This window comes from Paenibacillus sp. FSL K6-0276, from assembly GCF_037977235.1.
Taxonomy (GTDB): Bacteria; Bacillota; Bacilli; order Paenibacillales; family Paenibacillaceae; genus Paenibacillus_AQ.
In genome coordinates this window covers 3,369,462-3,389,305 of record NZ_CP150276.1, presented here as the reverse complement: position 1 = coordinate 3,389,305, position 19,844 = coordinate 3,369,462, and the positions used below count along the sequence as shown (strand labels likewise).

Here is a 19,844-nt window from a genome sequence, read left to right as displayed (position 1 = left end):
GTTCTAATATCAAGTATAGAAAAACCCTGAATCACTGGATATGACTCAGGGCATCGATTACATTTTCTCAAACGATGGTTGCAAGCTACCTAACGAAGGTTGGGAGGGTGCACCATTATTATTGTCTATACTGTTAGAACCAGCGCCTACTTGTAGCTGATACATCCGGAAGTATCTACCGCCGAGTGCCATTAGCTCATCGTGGCTACCGCGTTCTACGATCTCGCCGTGATGCAGAACAAGAATCTGATCTGCACTGCGAATCGTGGATAGACGGTGCGCGATGATGAATGTGGTGCGTCCTTTTTTAAGGACTTCTAGCGCATCTTGAATGACGCTTTCTGTCTCCGTATCGATATTGGAGGTAGCTTCATCAAGAATCAGAATAGCTGGGTCGAAGGAGAGCGCTCTGGCAAAAGAAATCAATTGCCGCTGACCTGCTGATAGGGTGCTCCCTTTTTCAATAACAGGTTCATTAAAACCTTGAGGAAGGTGGGCTAGCAATTTATCTGCTCCGACTTCCCGTAAAGCCCGTTCAACCCGTTCGCGTGAGATTCGTTCATCCCCTAGGCTGACATTGGAAGCAATAGTGCCAGTGAAGAGGTAAGGGTCTTGAAGAACAATCCCCATGTGATTGCGTAGCCATTGCTTCGGAATATCTGTAACCTTCTGGCCATCAATCGTGATTTCCCCTTTTTGTGGATCATAGAACCGGAATAACAAGTTGATAATCGAGCTTTTACCAGATCCCGTGTGACCCACAAGAGCAACAGTTTCACCAGGGCGTGCTTCAAAGGAAATATCGCGAAGGACGAAGTCTTTTTTATAAGCAAAGGATACGTTTTTAAATTCCACTTTTCCTTTATAGCGCGGCATGGAACCGTCGGTAACATTCTCTCCGGGCTCATCCATAAGTGTAAATACACGACCCGCAGACACCATAGAAGTGTCGAGGTTTGCGAGCTGATTCACCATACCAGTAATCGGTTGGAACAAACGTCCAAGTACATCGACGAAGGCGTACAGAACACCTAAAGATACAAATGTAGAACCCGTAATACTGCCATGTCCGAAATACCAAAGCACCATCACAAAAGAGAGACTGCGCAGAGAGTTCACCAGGTTGTGGGAGGTGAAGGCATTCAGATTCAGCATTTTATTCTGATATTTCAAGTAGTCATCGTTCAGATGCTCAAATTCTTCACCAAGCTGCTTCTGACGGCGGAATATACGAACAATGGACATTCCTTGAATTGATTCATTAATGATTGCGTTGATCTCACTCAGACGTGAGCGGATGATTGTATTGTATTTTGTAGCAATTTTGCGATAGAGCACGATCCATAGAATAAGAATCGGGATGATGAACAAGCTGATCAGACCAAGTCGAACGTCGAGCAAGAACAAGGCGATGTAAACGCCAGTAATATTAATAATACCGGTACTGAAATTGGAGAGAACGGCAATAAATAGATCCTTAATCGCCTCGGTATCATTGGTTACGCGGGACACTACCTTACCTGCTGGCAAGTTGTCAAAAAAGTAAACCGGAAGGCGCTGGATATGCGCATACACATCGGTCCGCAGTTTTCGAATAACCTGATTTGCCGAAGATTGTAGCCAATAGGTTTTACCGAATTCAGCAAAGATCGAGATCACTAGGAATATAGCGTACAAACCGACTAACTGATAAATGCCAGGTAGTTCAGGTTTGTAAAAAGCGAAAAGCTCATCACCTGAAAGCTTAACCGCAGGATAGATAGCTTCGTCATGCCCGCGCGTGATATGCATTTCCCCATTGCTGAATTTTCGCTCACCATCAGGCTGTGTTACGGGTTCGTTAATAAAGTAGAAACTTCTTCCCTCTTGAAGAATGCGAATTTCTTGACCTTTAGGTTCCCCTGGTTCAAAACGGTCTCCGCGTTTGTAATAAGTATTGTTATACTGAACCGCCTCATCTGGAGACGTAGTGCTAAAATAAGGCTTTTCGATGGCCAGCATATGATTGTCAATCATGCTTTTGGCGATAAATGGACCTGCCAGCTCAGCCGCTACCCCGATGGAGAGGAGTAGAAGGGCTGCGATAAAAGTTTTTTTTGCGGTCAATGCGTATTCAAGCAGGCGTTTGCCTGTGCTCTTTGTCAACGGTGACACCTCCTAAAAATTTTGCATAGTCATAGCTAGTATGTCTTTAATCATTCGATAAATTATTCTCTACTTGCTGCCGGTCATACTGCTCACGGTACCACCCATTCAAATCCAGTAGCTCTTGATGCGTACCACGTTCAACGATATGTCCGTTATCAAGTACGATGATCATGTCGGCATGTTGAACAGCAGAGAGGCGGTGCGTAGAGATCAATGTAGTCTTTCCCGCACGCTCTTGGCGAATATTCTCAATGATCTGAGCTTCAGTACGAGCGTCAACAGCGGATAAGGCATCGTCCAGAATCAGTACATCTGGATTTGCGATAAATGCTCTGGATAAGGATACACGTTGTTTTTGACCACCGGATAAGGACACACCACGTTCACCAACCAACGTATCTAAACCATCGGATAAAGTTCCTAAGTCATTTTGGAAGGCGGCAGCTGTGATGGCTTTCATGATCGTATCGTCATCCGCGTTGTCTAAACCAAATTGAATATTCTGACGTACTGATTTGGAGAAAAGGATCTGTTCTTGAGGAACATAACCCATCCAGCTGTGTAGTTGATCCAATGAAATCTGTTGAATAGGAACACCAGAGATGAGAATTTCACCATTGCCTGTCGGATATTCACGAAGCAGCTGTTTGAGCAACGTTGATTTACCGCTTCCCGTACGACCGACTACACCTAGTGTTTGCCCTTGGTTCAAGGTCAGACTGACATTAGTTAGATTGTCAATCGTCGATGAGGGATAACGGAAGGTCACATCGTTAAGTTCAATTCGGGTAGGATTAGCAACATGAACCGGGTTGGTAGCACTCTGAACATCAGCTTTGGAATTTAGCGTCTCATCAATACGTTCGAGAGAGGCACCACCACGTTGCATGATGTTAATTAGCTCTCCAATGGCGAACATCGGCCAAACGATCATTCCGAGGTACATATTGAAGGAGACAAGATCACCTAGCGTGATCTGATTACGGAACACAAGATAAATCCCATAGGTAAGACCGATAATGTAGCTGAGTCCTACGCAGAACCGAATCGTCGGTTCGAAGAAGGCATCGACACGGGCGACGGCCATGTTCTTGTTGTATACATCTTCTGTAATATCCGAGAATCGCTTCTCATCGAGCCTCTCTTGGACATAAGCACGGATAACTCGCACACCTGAGACAGATTCGAGCACCTGATCATTCATATCTCCGAACGCATCTTGTGCTAAGCTGTAACGATCATGGATCGCTTTACCATAAAAAATCATAGCTATTGCAATTAGTGGTAATGGTAAGACTGCTGCAAGAGTCAGCTTCCAGCTGACGAGAAAACCCATTGCGAACAGTACGACTGTGAGGTAGATTGTAGAATCCACCAGTGTGAGCATCCCGAAACCAACGGTAGCTGAGACAGCTCTGATATCATTGGTTGCCCGAGCCATCAGGTCGCCGGTTCTATTACGTTCGAAAAACGATGGAGTCATGGTCATCAGATGATTCATAAATCGCGAGCGCAGCAGGCGCTCTACGAGGTTGGAACCTCCGAATAATTTGTGCATCCATATGTAGGTAATCCAATAAATAACTAACAGTAAAATGAAGATCATACCGATATACTTGGCTAGAGATGCTGTAGTAATTGAACCGCGTACTATGTCGTCAATGGCATTGCCTAGCAGACGAGGGGGGAATAATTCAAGAACACCTACACCAATAAGTAAGATAAGGCCAATCAGGTAACGCCTTTTTTCTCGACGAAAGAACCAGCCGAGATTGCGGAGAACGGAGAACAAGTAAATCCCTTCCTTTCGGGTTGTAATAATAGCTGTGTCGTTGGTAAAAGTGCAAGTGGTTATCTCAACAGCCAAGAAAAAACGACGTTGTCGTCCTTCAAAGATGACAACCGTTTCTCGTAGAAATATAAGGAAAATTTATATCGTGGAATATATAAATTCTTATATTTAAACAAAAAAGGCATATCATCCGAAAACGGACGATATGCCTGTAATTTACAGCTATCATGCGCACGGTGCTTTACAGCACCAGGCATGTGAGAGACCTTCAAGAACTAAAGTTATACGATCAATTACACTCGCAGGGAACTTCAGGACGGTTTCACCACTTGGGCTGCTTCGGTATTCGGTTGATTGGAAATTCCAACAATAGTAATATGATATGGCTGTAACTTCGTAAACACCGCGCTCACCCCTTTCATTGATTTAATAATAACTTTTGGTAATAACTAGTAGACGGTAAGTTATGTTCAGAGTTTATCACTCGCTTTGCAAAGTTGTCAAATTAATTTTTGAGGAGCTTGGGAAATTATTAATTGTATAAAGGTGTTTGAATATCGATTCATTTTCAGTATGATTAGACTATACAAAGGAGCTGAGAGAGATGAACATGGAAATTAGTCAAGCAGCGGCAGCTTGGTTTAAAAGAGAACTGGATCTTAACAATGGAGACTATATTCGTTTATTTCCCCGTTATAGCTCGGGAGGTGGACTTCACCCTGGCTTCTCACTGGGTATCGCAACAGAAGCACCTGGACGTCCGGCAATACAAGTTGAACAAGACGGTATTGTGTTCTACATGGAGGAGCAGGACTTATGGTATATGGAAGGCTACGGCTTAACTATTGTGTATTCTGAAGCAGAGGATGACATTGAATATAAGTATGAAGCTAAATCGGTGCCTGGCGGCATACAGGTTTAAATGTCTTAATTTTGTTTATTAACTAATGATGAAAAGCCCTTGCCAAAAGGCAGGGGCTTTTTCTACGTTGATATAATCAGTGCGAATTGCGGAATGTTTCTTCCTCCATAGCAAAATCGAAATCGTCAATGTCGTATACTTGAACAGGGACTCCGCCTTCAATAATGCGTTGAATCAGCTCGAATTGATCGGTAAGAATAGGCACCTTCTCACGTTGAGAGGACAATAGTAGTTCCGTTTCGATGGGATCGAACGTTTCGCCGTAGACAGCGGTATCCATGCTATTAATAATGGTAATCTTTGATTGTCCGCCGAGCAATATACCAGAGCTTTTTGCCCAAGGAACGGCCAGACAGCGGTTGATTTTTTTAGCATTAAGTGGCTCTTCGAAATAGGCAATGAGCTCACCAATCTTGAGTTTGACATGCTTGTCATCATCTGGACGGTTCATTAACGGATCATCGCTGTCTCGCAGTTCGTATAATTCCATCACGGTCGTATAAGGCACTATATATTCTACAGGGCTGCTCGATATGAGAAGTTGGCCGTAAATCGCCATCATGACGGCTTCCGTCACAAATTGTCTAGACATCTTTATCCTCCTGAAGTTCGGGTACTGCTATCGTACTTATGGACTTAAAAATATAAAAACACTGTAGAGCGCAAAAGTCAACTGTACTTAGCAACTCAGTAAAGAGAAAGGACAGAATAATCCTGTGAAACAATGGAAATCATATTTTACTTTCGTACGCCCTTACATGAAATGGATTGTGTTTACGCTCTTTATAGGAATGATCAAGTTCAGCATCCCGTTGACATTGCCTATGATTCTGAAATACGTAGTCGATGACCTGCTAATGAACCCTGTCATGAGCGTAGAGGAGCGGGTATCCCAATTGATGCTTATCCTCGGAGGCGCTTTTATTTTATTCGTAATCGTGAGGGGACCGGTGGAGTATTACCGTCAGTATTTTGCTCAGCTGATTACAAGCAAGGTATTGTTCGATATGCGTAATAAGCTATACAGTCACTTACAGCGGTTGTCGCTGCGGTATTATCAGAATACAAAAGTGGGCGAAGCGATTTCGAGATTTATTAATGATGTGGAACAGACCAAAAATTTAGTAGAAGTCGGCATGATGAATGTATGGCTGGATTTATTTACGCTAGTGTTTGCGCTCGGTTTTATGTTTTATTTGAATCCGGTGCTGGCGCTAGTATCTATCGCTGTACTTCCGTTTTACGCCTTCGCGGTAAGTAAATTGTATAAGCGACTTAAGGTGTTAACCAAAGACCGTTCGCAAGCTCTGGCTGGCATTCAAGGCTATCTTCATGAACGGATTCAAGGCATAGCGGTTATTCGCAGTTTCACCATGGAAAAAGTGGATCAGAAGCAGTTTGAAGATATCAACGGTAACTTTCTCAAAAAAGCGATGGCTCAAACCCGCTGGAACGCAATTACCTTTGCAATCATCAATACACTAACGGATATTGCACCACTTCTGGTCATCGGTTACGGTGGTTATCAAGTTATTCACGGTAATTTGACGGTAGGAACCTTTGTTGCTTTCTTCGGATATCTTGACCGAATGTATGCGCCGCTGCGGCGTTTGATTAATTCCTCGACAGTGCTCACACAGGCCTCGGCTTCCCTTGAACGGGTGCTTGAGCTTCTGGATGAGCCTTATGATATCGTGGATAAACCGGGAGCGAGACCTCTGACTAATGCACGAGGTGAAATAGATTTTCATAATGTATGGTTCAAATATAATGAAGAGAATGAATGGGTACTGAAGGATATCAATTTAAGTATCAAACCTGGACAGACCGTCGCTTTTGTCGGAATGAGTGGTGGTGGGAAGTCCTCTCTCATAAGCTTGATCCCACGATTCTATGACATCAGCAAGGGGAGCCTTCAGATGGATGGTCAGGATATACAGGATTTGACGCAAGAGAGTTTGCGAAGATCCGTCGGGATGGTGCTTCAAGATAATTTCTTGTTCAGTGGATCTGTACGTGACAATATTCGGTTTGGTAATCCTGAAGCAACGGAGAATGAAATCCTCTCAGCGGCGAAAGCTGCCAACGCGCATGATTTTATTGAGCAGCTGCCGTTAGGCTATGACACAGAAGTGGGAGAGCGTGGAGTGAAGCTGTCTGGAGGACAGAAGCAACGGGTAGCCATTGCAAGGGTGTTTCTCAAAGACCCGAAGGTACTTATATTAGACGAAGCTACATCAGCGCTAGATCTGGAATCGGAGCATTTAATTCAGCAAGCGCTGCAATCCCTCTCGTCGGAACGTACTACACTAATTGTCGCACATAGACTGTCTACGATTACACATGCTGATCAAATTGTGGTGCTTGAGAACGGTGAAATCACGGAGCGTGGTACCCACGAACAATTGATGGCGATAGATGGAAGTTATGCGAGGTTGTTTAATGTGCAGCATTTGGATGCTTGATACGATCTAACATTTCTTTAAATACTTTAGTGGTCTTCTCCGGAGAGAAGGCCACTTTTTGAATTTAAAGAGATGATTTGAGCACAGTATTTTATATCTTGGAAAATAATTTGAACTCCACTTGAGTCTTTTTGAATATCACGGGCGTCTAAAAAATATAAGCAACATGAAAGGTAGTGAGAACTTGTATACAACTGAGCTGGAGGAAATGGCGATAGCGGGTGATGAGGACAGCTTTACAGCATTGATTGACGGGATGCAAGAGCGGATTTACCGTATGGCATACTCCTATGTGAGGAATAAAGATGATGCGCTGGAGATTGTACAGGAGACCGTCTATAAAGCGTATATCTCTATTCATAAACTACAGCAACCTCAATATTTTAAAACTTGGATCATAAAAATAGCTGTCAATTGTGCCTTGGATTTTATCCGAAAATCTAAAAAAGTCGTGTATATGGACAAAGATCCCGAGGCCAGCTACGTTTCTAAACCCATTGAAGATGTCATCGATCTTCAGGAGGCATTAAGTGTCCTAGATGAAAGATCAAGAATGATCATTGTCATGAGATATTTTGAAGACTTGCCCATAAAGGGAATTGCTGAAGTGTTGGACATGCCAGAGAGTTCCATAAAATCTGTCATTTATCGGGGATTAGGAAAATTAAAAATTAATTTGAAGGGGAGTGGATACTTTGGATAATCGACTTGAACGTTTGCAGCAAGCATACAGCGATATTGAAATCCCTGAAGAATTGTCATTGGCTTCTCGTAAAGGCATAGAAAGAGGAAAGCAATATAAACAAGATCAAAGTCATCAACTAGATAATCAAACTAAACAAGTGAAAAGAGGAACAAAAATGAGTGGATTGAAATGGACAGGATCAGTTGCAGCAGCTATATTAATTTCTTTTACGGTGGGCGTAAATACAGTACCGGCCTTCGCAGACAGTTTACATGATGTGCCGGTTCTCGGTAAGCTGGTAAGTGTATTGAAATTTACGGATGGAAGTGCAGGAGGCGGCACGATTCAGGATGGAGTAGATGTTAATTTCATTTCGTTGAAACAAGATAAGAACAGTGATCAAATGATCCTGAACTTTGCGAATTCGGACAATACACAAGACCTTGCAAGCTCGTATAATGTGAAATTCACGGACAATCCTTCTATAATGACCGTTACTGTGCATGGGGCTAGAAATTTCTCAGCTGTCAAAGATCTCGAGACTTTAAAACAAAGTAAGTATGTTCAGGATGCGTATCCTTTAATAACATTGGATGACTCGGCTATACGTTTCAATGTAACTTTAAAAGAGCCGGTTGCTTATGAGGTGAAGGAATATAAAGATCCAGCTCAGGTGGCAATTACATTGAAGGATAAGAAGGGTGACGTGGGGGAAGGAACTTCTATATATTCGCTTAGAACGGTCTCAGAACCTTCCGGCGAGAGTCAGGGAATGGCTGAAGAAATGCTATTCGAGTTAAAGGACGTACGCGTATTGAAGGATCAGAAGGGATTATTCCTCGTGGAAGCTGGATATTTCAATACTGAAGCAGAAGCTTTGGATCAGTTGAAAAAAATTCAAACCGAGTATGGTATTGGAGATTTATTGTTTGTAGAAAAACGATCTTCTCAGGAAATTCCACAGTCTATTTCTCAGGCTGAATAAAAAGACAGTAGAGCAGCGATTCTCTCGTTAGTGGAGAATCGCTGCTCTACTTTTGTGTTCAGTGGTTGCGCTACTTTTACATTTTGCCAATCAAGAGCGATAACATACCGGCTGCGATAAGCGGTCCTACAGGGACACCCTTGAACAATGCAACGCCAATCACTGTTCCGATCAGGAGACCTGCAACAACTGTAGGTTGGTTGGTCATAAGGATGGCTCCGCGCCCACCAAGATAAGCGACGAGAATGCCGATCGCAATCGCAAGAAGAGACTTCCAGTGGAGGAAGGATTGCCCGACCATCTGCAGCGATATTTTACCGCTGGCCAAAGGTGTCATGACCCCGATCGTAAGAATGATGATCCCGATGGTTAAACCATATTTTTCAAGCCAAGGGAAGGTCTGCTGCAGGCCAAGAACTCTTAGCAGTAGTAGGACGACCATTGCTATTGTTACAGGGGAATTACTGCTTATAATACCGAGCGCAGCAAGTCCAAGCAAAAGCAAAGAGGTCATGTCCATCTTAAACGTTCAACTCCTTATTGTGAGAACTGCGCTTCGCAAGAATGTGATCAGCGATAAGTTTTCCATGCCCACGTCCCGTCTCAATAAACACTTCATTCGCATTGCGACCTGAGGCGATTACTCCTGCAACGTAAAGACCTGGAACATTACTTTCCATGGTTGAAGGATTAAAAGCTGGCTTATCCAGATCGTCATCCATGACAACGCCCGCTGAAGTAAGAAGCACCCGGCTAGGCCGGAAGCCAGTCAAAGCAAGAACGAAATCATTATCTAATGATTTCTTGTCACCATTGTGATTCGTAACAATGACCGAACTTGCAGTAATTTCAGTGACACGTGCTTCCAAATGAAGAGCGATTTTCCCTTTTTGCACCAGACCTTCAAAGATTGGCCGAACCCAAGGTTTTATATTCGTGGAAATGCTCTCACCACGATAGACCATATCTACTGTAGCTCCAACGCGCATAAGCTCCAGAGCTGCATCTACCGCGGAATTACTGCCACCAATTACTGTAACCTTCATCCCTGTATATGGATGGGCTTCACCGAAATAATGGGTAACTTTAGGAAGTTCTTCACCTGGAATACCGATCATATTCGGCTGATCAAAGTAACCCGTAGCGATAACTACATTTGCGGTGATACGTGTTTGATGCTCACCACTCATATTGGACGTATGTACAGCAAAAGTCCCATCTTCCAGAGGCTCAATGGATAACGCTTCTTCGTAAGCTGCGATATCTAGACCATACTGTTTCGCAGCTCGGCGGTAATAGACAAGTGCTTCATGACGATAGGGTTTATCATTGGTCGAGGTGAAAGGAACGTCTCCGATCTCCAATAACTCAGCTGTACTGAAGAATTGCATATTTGTTGGATACAAATAAATGGAGTGAACGATAAAGTTTTTTTCAATAATGAGACTGGATAGTCCTTGGCGCTGGCATTCGATAGCTGCCGAGAGGCCGCAAGGACCTGCACCGATAATAATTACATCTTTCATACAGCGGGTTACCTCCTGATTGTTACTATCTTTTCTTTAAATCCTACTCTAAATTCATGAATTTTGCCATAAGCGCTAGATTAAACACAATAACCATTGCAAGTGTAATGTTGATTGTTATATAATTAGATATATATCTAATATGCATTTTGCGTGTGAAAGCTAAGGAGTGTGATTCCAATGCAGTTGGAAAAAATAGTGAACTATCATAAAGCTTTGGCTGATCCAACGCGTCTGCGTTTATTGTTGCTTCTGTCTCAAGGAGAAATGCACGGACAAGCGCTGGCCGAGAAATTGAATTTATCGCAACCAACAGTAACTCATCATGCTGCGAAATTACGTGAAGCGGCTCTAATTAAGGAACGACGTGACAAAAATACGGTTTATTTTAAGTTGAATCCAGAGTTCATTAGTAGTGGCGCTGAGGCTTCACTTCAGTTTATTTTTTCGAAAGGAGCGAGAAATATGGAAGAGAAATCACCTGAGAATAGTCTAAAGGAGTCTGTGCTTCGTAATTTTTTCTCGAAGGATGGGCGGCTTCGGCAAATCCCGGCACAGTATAAGAAGAAGCTGATCGCACTTCAGTACATGGTTGAGAAGCTAGAGCCTGGGATGGTTTATACTGAAAAGGAAATCAATGAGTTCATTAAGCAATTTCATGAAGATTTCGCCACGATTCGGCGTGAATTTATTATGCATCAGTTTATGTATCGTGAGAATGACAAATATGAGCTAAATCCCCGAGAAATATGGACACGTTGGGAAGATGTCAAATAATGATCATAAGATTGTTAACAATTTGTGTCGATTAGAAATATGCTGATTAAGAGGGAGGAATTCGAATATAATAGAATTGTAAGCGTTAACAAAGATGGTTTTTCGAAAGGAGACTTGTCTTATGTTTTTCAAACGCACAAAAAAACAACCCCAAACCGATCATGTCACTGTTACCTTAAATCAAGTCAAGCAGGCGATCAGACAGTTTGAAGAAGATATGCCTGCGCTCATTAATAGAACATCCTTAATCCTTGACGACAAAAGAATAGATTTGAGCCGACTAAAACGCTATTTAGGTGGAGTTCCAGAGCAGAATTTCTATATGTCACGTGAGACGTATGAAGTTTTCGAGGAAGGAGATAAGCTTGTTCCGTATTACCTTGATATGGTTCAGTCCGCTGTAGACAATTACATCAGTGATACAGGTCAGCTACCACTTGTTGAAGATGCTTGGTTACCTGAAGTCCATTATCGATTGCTAGCCACAGAAAGTTATCTCAAAGAAACCCCTCCTTTCCCACTGTATATCACAGAAGAGGAAATGATGCTGACACATCGAGCGGAGCATTTTGAGTAAATGAATAAATCAAATATAAAGCCTATAAAGACTGTTCGGTAGAAGGGGAGACAGCTATTCCTTTTTACAGAATGGTCTTTTCATTGTCTCCAAAGGCATAGTACAATAGATTACTGAAAGTTTAATTCTTATAATCAACAGCATATAAGGGGAATCGCTTTATGAAAGAAGTACAAGCCATATTATTTGATCTGGATAATACTTTAATGGATCGCGATAATACGTTTCGTAGTTTTAGTACTCAGTTTGTTCAGGATTTTCTAGAACATCTAGAACCTGCGGAAGCGCAGGGTGTTATAGAAGATATGATCCACAGAGACGCTGATGGATATCGTGATAAGGACGGATTCTTCGCAGAGCTAAGTGGGGTACTACCTTGGGAAACGCCAGTTTCGGCTGAACATATTCGTACGTATTATGACGCGAGCTATATCAACCACGGAGCAACGATGAAGGATGCTGTGGATGTTCTGAAGTACTGTAAAGTGCGTGGTTATATACTTGGACTGGTTACCAACGGCAAAGTAGATATCCAGAACACTAAAATTGATACCCTTGGCCTGCGAGAGTACTTCAAGACTATTGTCATTTCTGGAGAAGTAGGTATCGCTAAGCCCGATCCTAAGATTTATCAACTTGCATTAGAGAGATTGGGAGTTACTGCGGATCAGACGTTGTTTATCGGAGATCATCCAGTGAACGATATCTGGGGTGCAGGCAAAGCGGGGCTTCAAGGCATTTGGCTGCAAAGAAAACATGCCTGGGACGATCAGTTGGACATACAACCTTGGAAGAAGATCAGTGAGTTGAATGAGCTTAAGTCCATTTTGTAATTTTTTTTAAACTTGCAGTTGACATTTTACTGCTAAGCCGATTATGATAACACCATCTTATTTCGGAAGGAGACGATGTTTTATGACAGTTTTTAACGTAACGAATTTAACTGTTGTGGATACGTGTCTTCCGGGAACAGCGGCTGCCGAATAAGTTATTCGTGCAGTTTAGCAGGTAAGCTCTATTACGCTTATTAGAGCCGCGGGAACCGTATCGGGTCCGGCGGCTTTTTTGCGTGTATAGAACTGATAGAATTTGTAGTTAAGTGTCTATTTGTCTATATATCGCACGGAAAAATGAACTTATCCTAGTCTTTAGGATGAGACACTTTTCTGATTGTGTGTGCACTGTTTGTCCTTTTCGTCACAGAAAAGTTCATGAGTGTAAACCGCCGCCGGAGTCTTAAGTTCCGGCGGCTTTTTGTGTTCTCGGAAAACGCTAGAAGTACAAGAATAATAAAAACATAAACATTTCTTTAGGAGGATTCAAATGACTAACATAAAGCAATATGGATGGAATGAAAATTGGAGCACAAAATGGGTTGAAAAGTGGAAACAACCGGAGGATAAACAACTTGTTCCCGGAAGGATTGTAGGTGATTTTGGAAGTAAGTATAGGGTAATGACTGATTTGGGAGAGACATGGGGAGAGCTATCAGGTAAGCTGAGACATACGTTTGTTGCTTCAGGTGATTTTCCAGCGATCGGCGACTGGGTGGCTCTTGCAATGCAGGATGGCGGTGAGCATGCGATTATACATGGGATATTGCCTCGACATAGTGTCATCTCACGCAAGGTAGCAGGTAACACACAAGAGGAGCAAATTGTTGCCTCGAATGTGGACACCTTATTTCTGGTCAGTGCTTTGAATGATGACTTTAATGTTCGGCGCATGGAGAGATACCTAATCATGGCTTGGAACAGTGGGGCAAATCCAGTCATTCTGTTGACCAAAGCGGATCTTTGCCTAGATGCAGAGAGTAAAATCGCCGAAATGGAAAGTGCAGCTCCAGGAGTTTCAGTACATGCAGTTAGCGCTTTGCAAGATGATGGGCGTGAGAAGCTGCTTCCTTACATCGGCAGTGGACAGACAGTGGCACTAACGGGCTCATCAGGCTGTGGTAAATCAACTATGGTCAACTGGCTTTGCGGAAAGAACCTTCAGCTTACACAGGATGTTAGAGAAGGAGATAGCCGCGGACGTCATACTACTACGCACCGTGAACTGTTTGTTATGCCAGACGGTGGGATTATAGTGGATACACCGGGGATGCGCGAGCTGCAGCTGTGGGAAGATGAGGGTGGGCTGGATCTAGCGTTCAGTGATATCAGCAGCTTAGGTGCTACATGTCGTTTTAGTAACTGCAGACATGAACGAGAAGAGGGCTGTGCCGTTCTGGAAGCAGTTCGAAGCGGTGAGCTGGAAGAGAAGAGACTGCTGAACTACAGAAAGACACAGCGTGAGCTGCTGTACCAAAGTACCAAAGAGGTGAAACTCAAGAGAAAAAGCGCTGCTTCTTCTAAAGTTGGTTCGTCAAGGACCAGAGGGTACGGATGGCGTAAAGAACTGGATGAGTATTAGAAGAACTTTGAAAGACAGCGACGGGGCCATTCGTAGTGTATTGATAGCATAGAAAATCAAAAAAGGGTGACCCTAAGCGATAGTGATATGCTCCCCATACAGTAGACAGGTGAAATAATAAAAAACTGTTGCTGTATGGGGAGCATTTTTATGGAACGAAAAAGGTTTACGGCACTTGAAAAACTAACGATTCTTCAAGAAATCGAATGCGGCCAAATCGGGTTGAAAGCTGCGGCGCGAAAGTACGGATTATCTAAAACATCTGTAGTGAAGTGGCGGAGGCGTTATCAATTGTACGGTTACGCTAGCCTGGAAGTTCGAACCCACAATCAAAAGTATTCAGCAGAACTCAAACTCCAAGTGGTTAGGGATTATCTCGAGGGGGATTTGTCGCAAAGCCAAATCATCTACAAGTATAAAATTGCAAGTTCAACTCGCCAATTGGATTAAGAAGTATAATGGTCATAGCAACAGCTTAACTGCTAATCTAGGAGGAACTAGAACTATGACCAAAGGACGCGCAACGACTTGGCAGGAACGGATGGATATCGTGCTGTACTGCCTGGCGAATGGACAAGACATATCGAAGGCGGCAAGCCATTTTCACGTTTCTTACCAATAAGTATATAGCTGGGTAAAAAAGTACGAAGCAGGCGGCGAAGAAGTGTTGCGGGACGGCAGAGGACGTACCAAAGCGCCTGAAGAGCTTACGGAAGCAGATCGCCACAGACTCGCTATGAAAAAGCTGGAAAACGAGAATGCACGGCTGCGTGCGGAGAATGCTTTCCTAAAAAAGTTAGAGGAATTCGAAAGGGGGAGAGATTAAGTCAGATTCGTCAGGAAAACATCTGTTCAGTTCGCCTCATGAGGATCCGGGGCATTCAGTCCGTTATCCGCAGAAAGAGGAAGAAGACGTAGGCTCCACGCCTCAGCAGGTCGCAGAGAATGTGCTAAACCGTAACTTTGAGGCGGAAGCTCCAAACTAAAAATGGGTAACAGATGTAACGGAATTCAAATACGGCAACGGGCAGAAGGCGTATTTAAGTGCAATAAAAGATCTGCATGACAAGTCCATTGTTGCTTACGTTCTAGGCCATGCTAATAATAATTCGCTGGTCTTCAAGACGCTGGGCGAGGCGAAATTGACGCAAAGCATGTCACGAGTGGGATGCTGCATTGATAATGGACCGATGGAATCCTTTTGGGGAACCTTGAAATGCGAGAAGTACTACTTACATACCTACCGAACCTTTGAAAATCTCCAAAAAGATATTGATGCCTACATTCACTTTTATAATAACTAGCGGTTACAGGCAAAACTAAACGGCCTCAATCCCATTGAATTCAGGACTAAGGCCGCATAAAATACTTTTATTTTTTGTACTGTCTACTTGACGGGGTGCAGTTCAAAGACAGCTTAGGGTCACCGTTATATATTGAATTGGATCTAAATAGGCTTGGATTAGAACGACGCAGCAGTTTCCTTGGCCAATTGTAGTCCGTTCTCAATGATTTCAGCGGATTGCGCAGGAAGTTGGTTGTGACCTTCGATGATTACTTGTGTAATATCTTTGATACCCCATAGGTTAAGGTTACCAACGATGAAGTTTACAGCCATTTCAGCACTTGCTGCAGGACCTTCGGAATAAATGCCACCTCTAGCGTTCAGAACGATTGCTTTCTTACCTGTCAAAAGACCAACTGGGCCTTCAGCAGTGTAAGAGAATGTTTTGCCAGCTTGGCAGAGGTAATCGACATAAGTATGCAATACTGCTGGTACGGTCATGTTCCACAGTGGGAAACCGAATACTACTTTATCTGCAGCGATGAACTGTTCCAGATATTTATTAACTACAGCAGCACCTGCTGCTTCTTCAGCTGTTAGTTCGTAACCTTGAGCTGCTTTGTACATGCCAGTAATCAAGGTATTGTCGTAGTAAGGAAGTTGCTCTGCGAACAGATCAAGTTCAGTGATCTCATCTTCTGGGTTGTTGAGTTTGTAGTTCTCCAAGAACTCGTTGTAAAGCTTAACACTTACGGATTGTTCTGCTGGACGGTTATTTGCTTTGATGAATAAAACTTTAGACATTATGATTACTCCCTTGGATGTGTGTATTTAATATTAACTATAAATAATATAGCACGTATTATTTTGTTTGTAAATTATTAATTTGTAATTTCTTTTTTTGGAATTGAGTATTTTATAAAGGTACAAGAGTTTGAAAAACAGAATTCCCGGTTAAAAAACTTACAAGGAAACAGGAAAAAATTCCCTATATCCATGAGTATCTGAATGAATTAAAAGGAGCGATGGACATGTCCATTGATCGGTTTATCATTAAGAAATTGGATAGCTGTCACGAAGAGCATACACGCCAAAATTTAGTGAGACTATTTAAACTTCGAATACAGAAAGCTGAAAAAGCAGAGAAGGCAGAGAATAAGAACTACAAAATTAGCTGAAATTGCCTAATACCTGTGTAATCCTTCACTGAAGCTGCAAAACTTTAAAACAGCAAGTCTCATTCAGAGACTTGCTGTTTAGTGTGCGAAATCCTGAAACTTTACAAAAAAACTACCCCTCTATTAATAGAGGGATAGCGCCAATGAATCATTCTCACTATAACTGTGCAATATAGCTTCAGAGCCTTTAATTTCGATACTAATCAGAGAATTTAGGCATTTCTGGATGGCATTTTTGCCCTTTTGAATTTTGAGCTCCAACGTACTGTTAAGTAATCTAAGTACTTTTTGTGTGGGCTGTTTATTTTCTGTTGTGAAATACACAGGTACAAGTTTGTTCTGAAATGTGATGAGCATTCTCATTTTGAAGACACCTCGCTAAAAGTATTTCATGTTAATGATAATACCCTTTGTTTCTTAATTTTACCTTAAAATTAGCTTATGATAACATAAAGATTGTTAGATTAATATACATATATATGAAATACAGGAAGGATGCAATGGTGTGAATGACAATGGATTGACCGATTTAACGCATTTTTTATTTCCAGATGAAGCAAAAGGGCAAGTAGTTCTGGACCAGTTACATACAGGTTTAACCACAAAACGGATCTGTAGATTGAAATATAAAGAAAAGGAGGAAATGAAGGATCTGTGTCTGCAAATACATAAAGACCGAATACTAGTAATCTGCAATAGTAAGCCAGAAACCCTACCCTATGAATTAAAGGATGAAATCGAAACGGAGGGCTTTTGTCTTCAGCTGTTCGAATGTGAGAACATGAAGGAGCTCTACAATCATAGGATTCCGGCATTACTAATGTCAAAAAAAAAGTTTGAGGAGCTGAAAAAAAGCTCATGCTCATCCACGCTGCAAATGCTCTCAGATTGTTTAGCCGCAGAGACAGGGGATGATGTACATTCCATCCAATTAGCACGGGTGATGAAATGCTACATGGCGGAAGGAGAATTACGACTCTGTACGCCCAGTGACAGTGGATGGAAGTTCCAAAAGGCTCGCTTCATGGGCGATCATTCCAGTGGCTGGTTGCTACGAATGAGCAGTGATCCATCCAAAGACTGGCTTATAGCTCTCCCGATTACAAAAGCTCAATTATGCGGATCAGTAACAAAGTGGGTGTTGCATTCCTCCTCATATCTTACTCTACAATAACCGTTGAATAAGGAGGAAGGGAAAGTTGATCTGAATTCAAAGTAGCTTTGTCAGCAATCGTCTTAAAGATCTTGGAGTAAGAGATACCATCAACGCTGGGATGTAATGCAATTTTTTGTTCTTCACCGGTAAGGTTATGAATAACGAGTACCTGATCTTGCGTTGTTAGTCGTTCGTAGGCCATAACCCCGGTGTTGCCAGATGCATAGTCACGGATTCCGCCATCTCGGAGCGCAGGAACTTCATTTCTTAATGCAATGAGTTCGCGATATCTTTCTAGCAATGAGCTGCTGTTATTAGTCTGGCTCTCGACATCAACGCCGATCGCATCAGTATTATTGCTTCCAGCCTCCCAAGTAGTCTGCCCCTCGACTTGATCCGTTGCCATCCATCTCATAGGCTCTCGAATCCCTTCATCTGGTTTCACACCCAGCATTCCGATTTCTTCACCATAATAAATAAAAGGATTTCCAGGCAAAGTTAACAGTAGGGCTGCTGCCATTTTAGCATGATTTGGGTTGTTGTCTAATTGACTCATGACTCTGTTTTGATCATGATTCGTCAAGAAAATAGCATCGGTAAAATGGTTATCGGATATTTTGGAATACAACTTATACGATCGTTCCAGCGTAAAGGCAGTCCCACTGTCTTTTTCGGTTTTTACAGAATTAACCAGTGTTTCAGCTAAGCCAAAGTTAAAGCTTGAGTCAAAGGCTTGGTCTAAATAAGCACCGACAGTGACAGCAGAATTTTCCCATACCTCGCCGACTATATAGGCCTCTGGATTTACTTCATTCATGGCTTTGCGGAACTCTTGCCACCAAGATACATTTTTAGCGGTTGTAGCCTCACTTTTGTCACTCAAAAGATCTTCGTAGATATGTTTCGCAGCATCTAGACGGAATCCATCCACACCTTGCTCCAGCCAAAACTTTCCGATGTCCTTCATTTCAGTGCGAACTTCAGCATTATCGAAATTTAGATCAGGCATGCCTTCCCAAAAGCCGCCCAGATAATGACTTCCAAGTAAAGCGTGCCATGCATTTCCACTGCCGGCGGCGCTGGCTCCATTTGCTGAACGCCCTTGATCTTCTGCCCAGACGTACCAATCGCGATATTTGCTGTCGGTGTTTTTAGCCGAATCTACGAACCATGGGTGTTCTTTGGAGGTATGATTCACAACTAGATCCATAATCACTTTAATTCCCCGCTTATGTGCTTCCTTAGTTAGCTCCTGCAAATCCTCAAGTGTCCCATAATCAGGATTAATCGCACGATAATCGGTTACATCGTATCCATGATAGCTTGGTGATGGGTTGATGGGCATGAGCCAAATCCCACCAATCCCCAAATCAGTCGTGGTTTCAGGATTCCCATCATTTAAGTAATCCAGCTTTTGGGTGATTCCTTTGAGATCTCCAATGCCATCCCCGTCTGAATCATAGAAGGAACGAACAAATAATTCATAATAAACCGTGGAAGGTTGTTCGTCCGTTTTATTTATGACTTTTGCAGCTTGGGGAGTAACGGTACTCTGAGAAGTGTTTGCTTTTGGGGAAGGAGAGGCCGTTGATTGATTGTTGCTTTGATTTCCAGTACAACCGGACAGCAGTAATGTGGTTAGGCTGATGCCCACCAGAGAGCATATTGTGATTTTTTTGGTTTTGAATGTAGCACCTTTATACATATGTAATAACCCCTTTTATTGCAATTTTTCTTATACAAGAAATGGAAAGCGCTTTATTTCCTATAGTACTCGAATGCATCCCCTTAGGTAAAACGTTTGCACAGATACAAAAACAGCAAATTAATCGATATTTATCCATTATTTCAATAAAAGTCGCAAGTATCATGGTTATACTTGGATTTCCATATGTTATTGGAGGTTTTAACCTTTTAGTAGGCATCTGCATAT

General features: G+C 42.6%; 20 protein-coding genes. 12 read left to right on the top strand and 8 right to left on the bottom strand.

The window, feature by feature from the left end; translation table 11 throughout:
- Positions 1–57 precede the first annotated feature (57 nt).
- Together MHH52_RS16035 and MHH52_RS16030 are read right to left on the bottom strand one after the other, a co-directional pair.
- On the bottom strand, positions 58–2,145 hold the full coding sequence (locus tag MHH52_RS16035; protein WP_340003560.1) for an ABC transporter ATP-binding protein: 2,088 nt from the start codon (positions 2,143–2,145) through the stop codon (positions 58–60).
- Positions 2,146–2,191: 46 nt separating this feature from the next.
- Positions 2,192–3,940 (bottom strand): ABC transporter transmembrane domain-containing protein, encoded by a 1,749-nt coding sequence (locus MHH52_RS16030; RefSeq protein WP_340009686.1) that lies wholly within the window; start codon positions 3,938–3,940, stop codon positions 2,192–2,194.
- Between the two features lie 604 nt (positions 3,941–4,544).
- Between MHH52_RS16030 and MHH52_RS16025 the strand changes: the two genes are divergently transcribed.
- Complete coding sequence (locus tag MHH52_RS16025) at positions 4,545–4,862, top strand: HesB/YadR/YfhF family protein (protein ID WP_340003559.1); 318 nt, start codon at positions 4,545–4,547, stop codon at positions 4,860–4,862.
- Positions 4,863–4,938: 76 nt separating this feature from the next.
- On the opposite strand, the gene MHH52_RS16020 is transcribed toward MHH52_RS16025, so the two are convergent.
- A complete protein-coding gene (locus MHH52_RS16020) occupies positions 4,939–5,454 on the bottom strand; it encodes a hypothetical protein (RefSeq protein WP_042128412.1) in 516 nt (171 codons plus the stop codon).
- Between the two features lie 124 nt (positions 5,455–5,578).
- Between MHH52_RS16020 and MHH52_RS16015 the strand changes: the two genes are divergently transcribed.
- The 3 genes from MHH52_RS16015 to MHH52_RS16005 all read left to right on the top strand — a co-directional run bounded on the left by MHH52_RS16015 (position 5,579) and on the right by MHH52_RS16005 (position 8,997).
- Entirely contained in the window at positions 5,579–7,327 is a 1,749-nt protein-coding gene (locus MHH52_RS16015; RefSeq protein ID WP_313637428.1) for an ABC transporter ATP-binding protein, read from the top strand.
- 166 nt (positions 7,328–7,493) lie between these two features.
- Positions 7,494–8,030: a sigma-70 family RNA polymerase sigma factor gene (locus MHH52_RS16010; RefSeq protein WP_340003558.1), complete on the top strand. Its 537-nt coding sequence runs from the start codon at positions 7,494–7,496 to the stop codon at positions 8,028–8,030.
- Positions 8,023–8,997, top strand: a complete 975-nt coding sequence (locus MHH52_RS16005) for a DUF4179 domain-containing protein (RefSeq protein WP_340003557.1) — start codon at positions 8,023–8,025, stop codon at positions 8,995–8,997. Before MHH52_RS16010 ends, MHH52_RS16005 begins: the two co-directional genes overlap by 8 nt.
- A gap of 76 nt (positions 8,998–9,073) precedes the next feature.
- On the opposite strand, the gene MHH52_RS16000 is transcribed toward MHH52_RS16005, so the two are convergent.
- Positions 9,074–9,517 (bottom strand): DUF441 domain-containing protein, encoded by a 444-nt coding sequence (locus tag MHH52_RS16000; protein ID WP_340003556.1) that lies wholly within the window; start codon positions 9,515–9,517, stop codon positions 9,074–9,076.
- A gap of 1 nt (position 9,518) precedes the next feature.
- Complete coding sequence (locus MHH52_RS15995) at positions 9,519–10,523, bottom strand: YpdA family putative bacillithiol disulfide reductase (RefSeq protein ID WP_340003555.1); 1,005 nt, start codon at positions 10,521–10,523, stop codon at positions 9,519–9,521.
- A 180-nt stretch (positions 10,524–10,703) separates the two neighbouring features.
- Here MHH52_RS15995 and MHH52_RS15990 point away from each other — a divergent pair, with 180 nt between their 5' ends.
- The 7 genes from MHH52_RS15990 to MHH52_RS15960 all read left to right on the top strand — a co-directional run bounded on the left by MHH52_RS15990 (position 10,704) and on the right by MHH52_RS15960 (position 15,596).
- Positions 10,704–11,300, top strand: coding sequence for a metalloregulator ArsR/SmtB family transcription factor (locus MHH52_RS15990; RefSeq protein ID WP_340003554.1), 597 nt, complete (start codon positions 10,704–10,706; stop codon positions 11,298–11,300).
- A gap of 121 nt (positions 11,301–11,421) precedes the next feature.
- Complete coding sequence (locus MHH52_RS15985) at positions 11,422–11,877, top strand: DUF3939 domain-containing protein (RefSeq protein ID WP_340003553.1); 456 nt, start codon at positions 11,422–11,424, stop codon at positions 11,875–11,877.
- 161 nt (positions 11,878–12,038) lie between these two features.
- The gene (locus tag MHH52_RS15980) at positions 12,039–12,710 is read left to right on the top strand and encodes an HAD family hydrolase (protein ID WP_340003552.1); all 672 of its coding nucleotides are present in this window, start codon (positions 12,039–12,041) and stop codon (positions 12,708–12,710) included.
- A gap of 490 nt (positions 12,711–13,200) precedes the next feature.
- Complete coding sequence (gene rsgA, locus MHH52_RS15975; RefSeq protein ID WP_340003551.1) at positions 13,201–14,292, top strand: ribosome small subunit-dependent GTPase A; 1,092 nt, start codon at positions 13,201–13,203, stop codon at positions 14,290–14,292.
- Between the two features lie 150 nt (positions 14,293–14,442).
- Positions 14,443–14,742, top strand: coding sequence for a transposase (locus MHH52_RS15970; protein WP_340003550.1), 300 nt, complete (start codon positions 14,443–14,445; stop codon positions 14,740–14,742).
- Positions 14,743–14,956: 214 nt separating this feature from the next.
- On the top strand, positions 14,957–15,118 hold the full coding sequence (locus tag MHH52_RS15965) for a hypothetical protein (RefSeq protein WP_340003549.1): 162 nt from the start codon (positions 14,957–14,959) through the stop codon (positions 15,116–15,118).
- Positions 15,119–15,446: 328 nt separating this feature from the next.
- On the top strand, positions 15,447–15,596 hold the full coding sequence (locus MHH52_RS15960; protein ID WP_340003548.1) for an integrase core domain-containing protein: 150 nt from the start codon (positions 15,447–15,449) through the stop codon (positions 15,594–15,596).
- Between the two features lie 158 nt (positions 15,597–15,754).
- Here the strand turns inward: MHH52_RS15960 and MHH52_RS15955 are convergent, their stop codons facing one another.
- Positions 15,755–16,381, bottom strand: coding sequence for an FMN-dependent NADH-azoreductase (locus MHH52_RS15955; protein ID WP_042128394.1), 627 nt, complete (start codon positions 16,379–16,381; stop codon positions 15,755–15,757).
- Positions 16,382–16,878: 497 nt separating this feature from the next.
- Positions 16,879–17,118 carry a hypothetical protein gene (locus MHH52_RS15950; protein WP_042128392.1) on the bottom strand — a complete coding sequence of 80 codons (240 nt, stop codon included), beginning with the start codon at positions 17,116–17,118 and terminating at the stop codon, positions 16,879–16,881.
- 142 nt (positions 17,119–17,260) lie between these two features.
- On the opposite strand from MHH52_RS15950, the gene MHH52_RS15945 reads away from it, so the two are divergent.
- Complete coding sequence (locus tag MHH52_RS15945; protein ID WP_340003547.1) at positions 17,261–17,929, top strand: hypothetical protein; 669 nt, start codon at positions 17,261–17,263, stop codon at positions 17,927–17,929.
- Here the strand turns inward: MHH52_RS15945 and MHH52_RS15940 are convergent.
- On the bottom strand, positions 17,916–19,616 hold the full coding sequence (locus MHH52_RS15940; RefSeq protein WP_340003546.1) for an alpha-amylase family glycosyl hydrolase: 1,701 nt from the start codon (positions 19,614–19,616) through the stop codon (positions 17,916–17,918). The genes MHH52_RS15945 and MHH52_RS15940 overlap by 14 nt on opposite strands.
- Positions 19,617–19,844 lie beyond the last annotated feature (228 nt).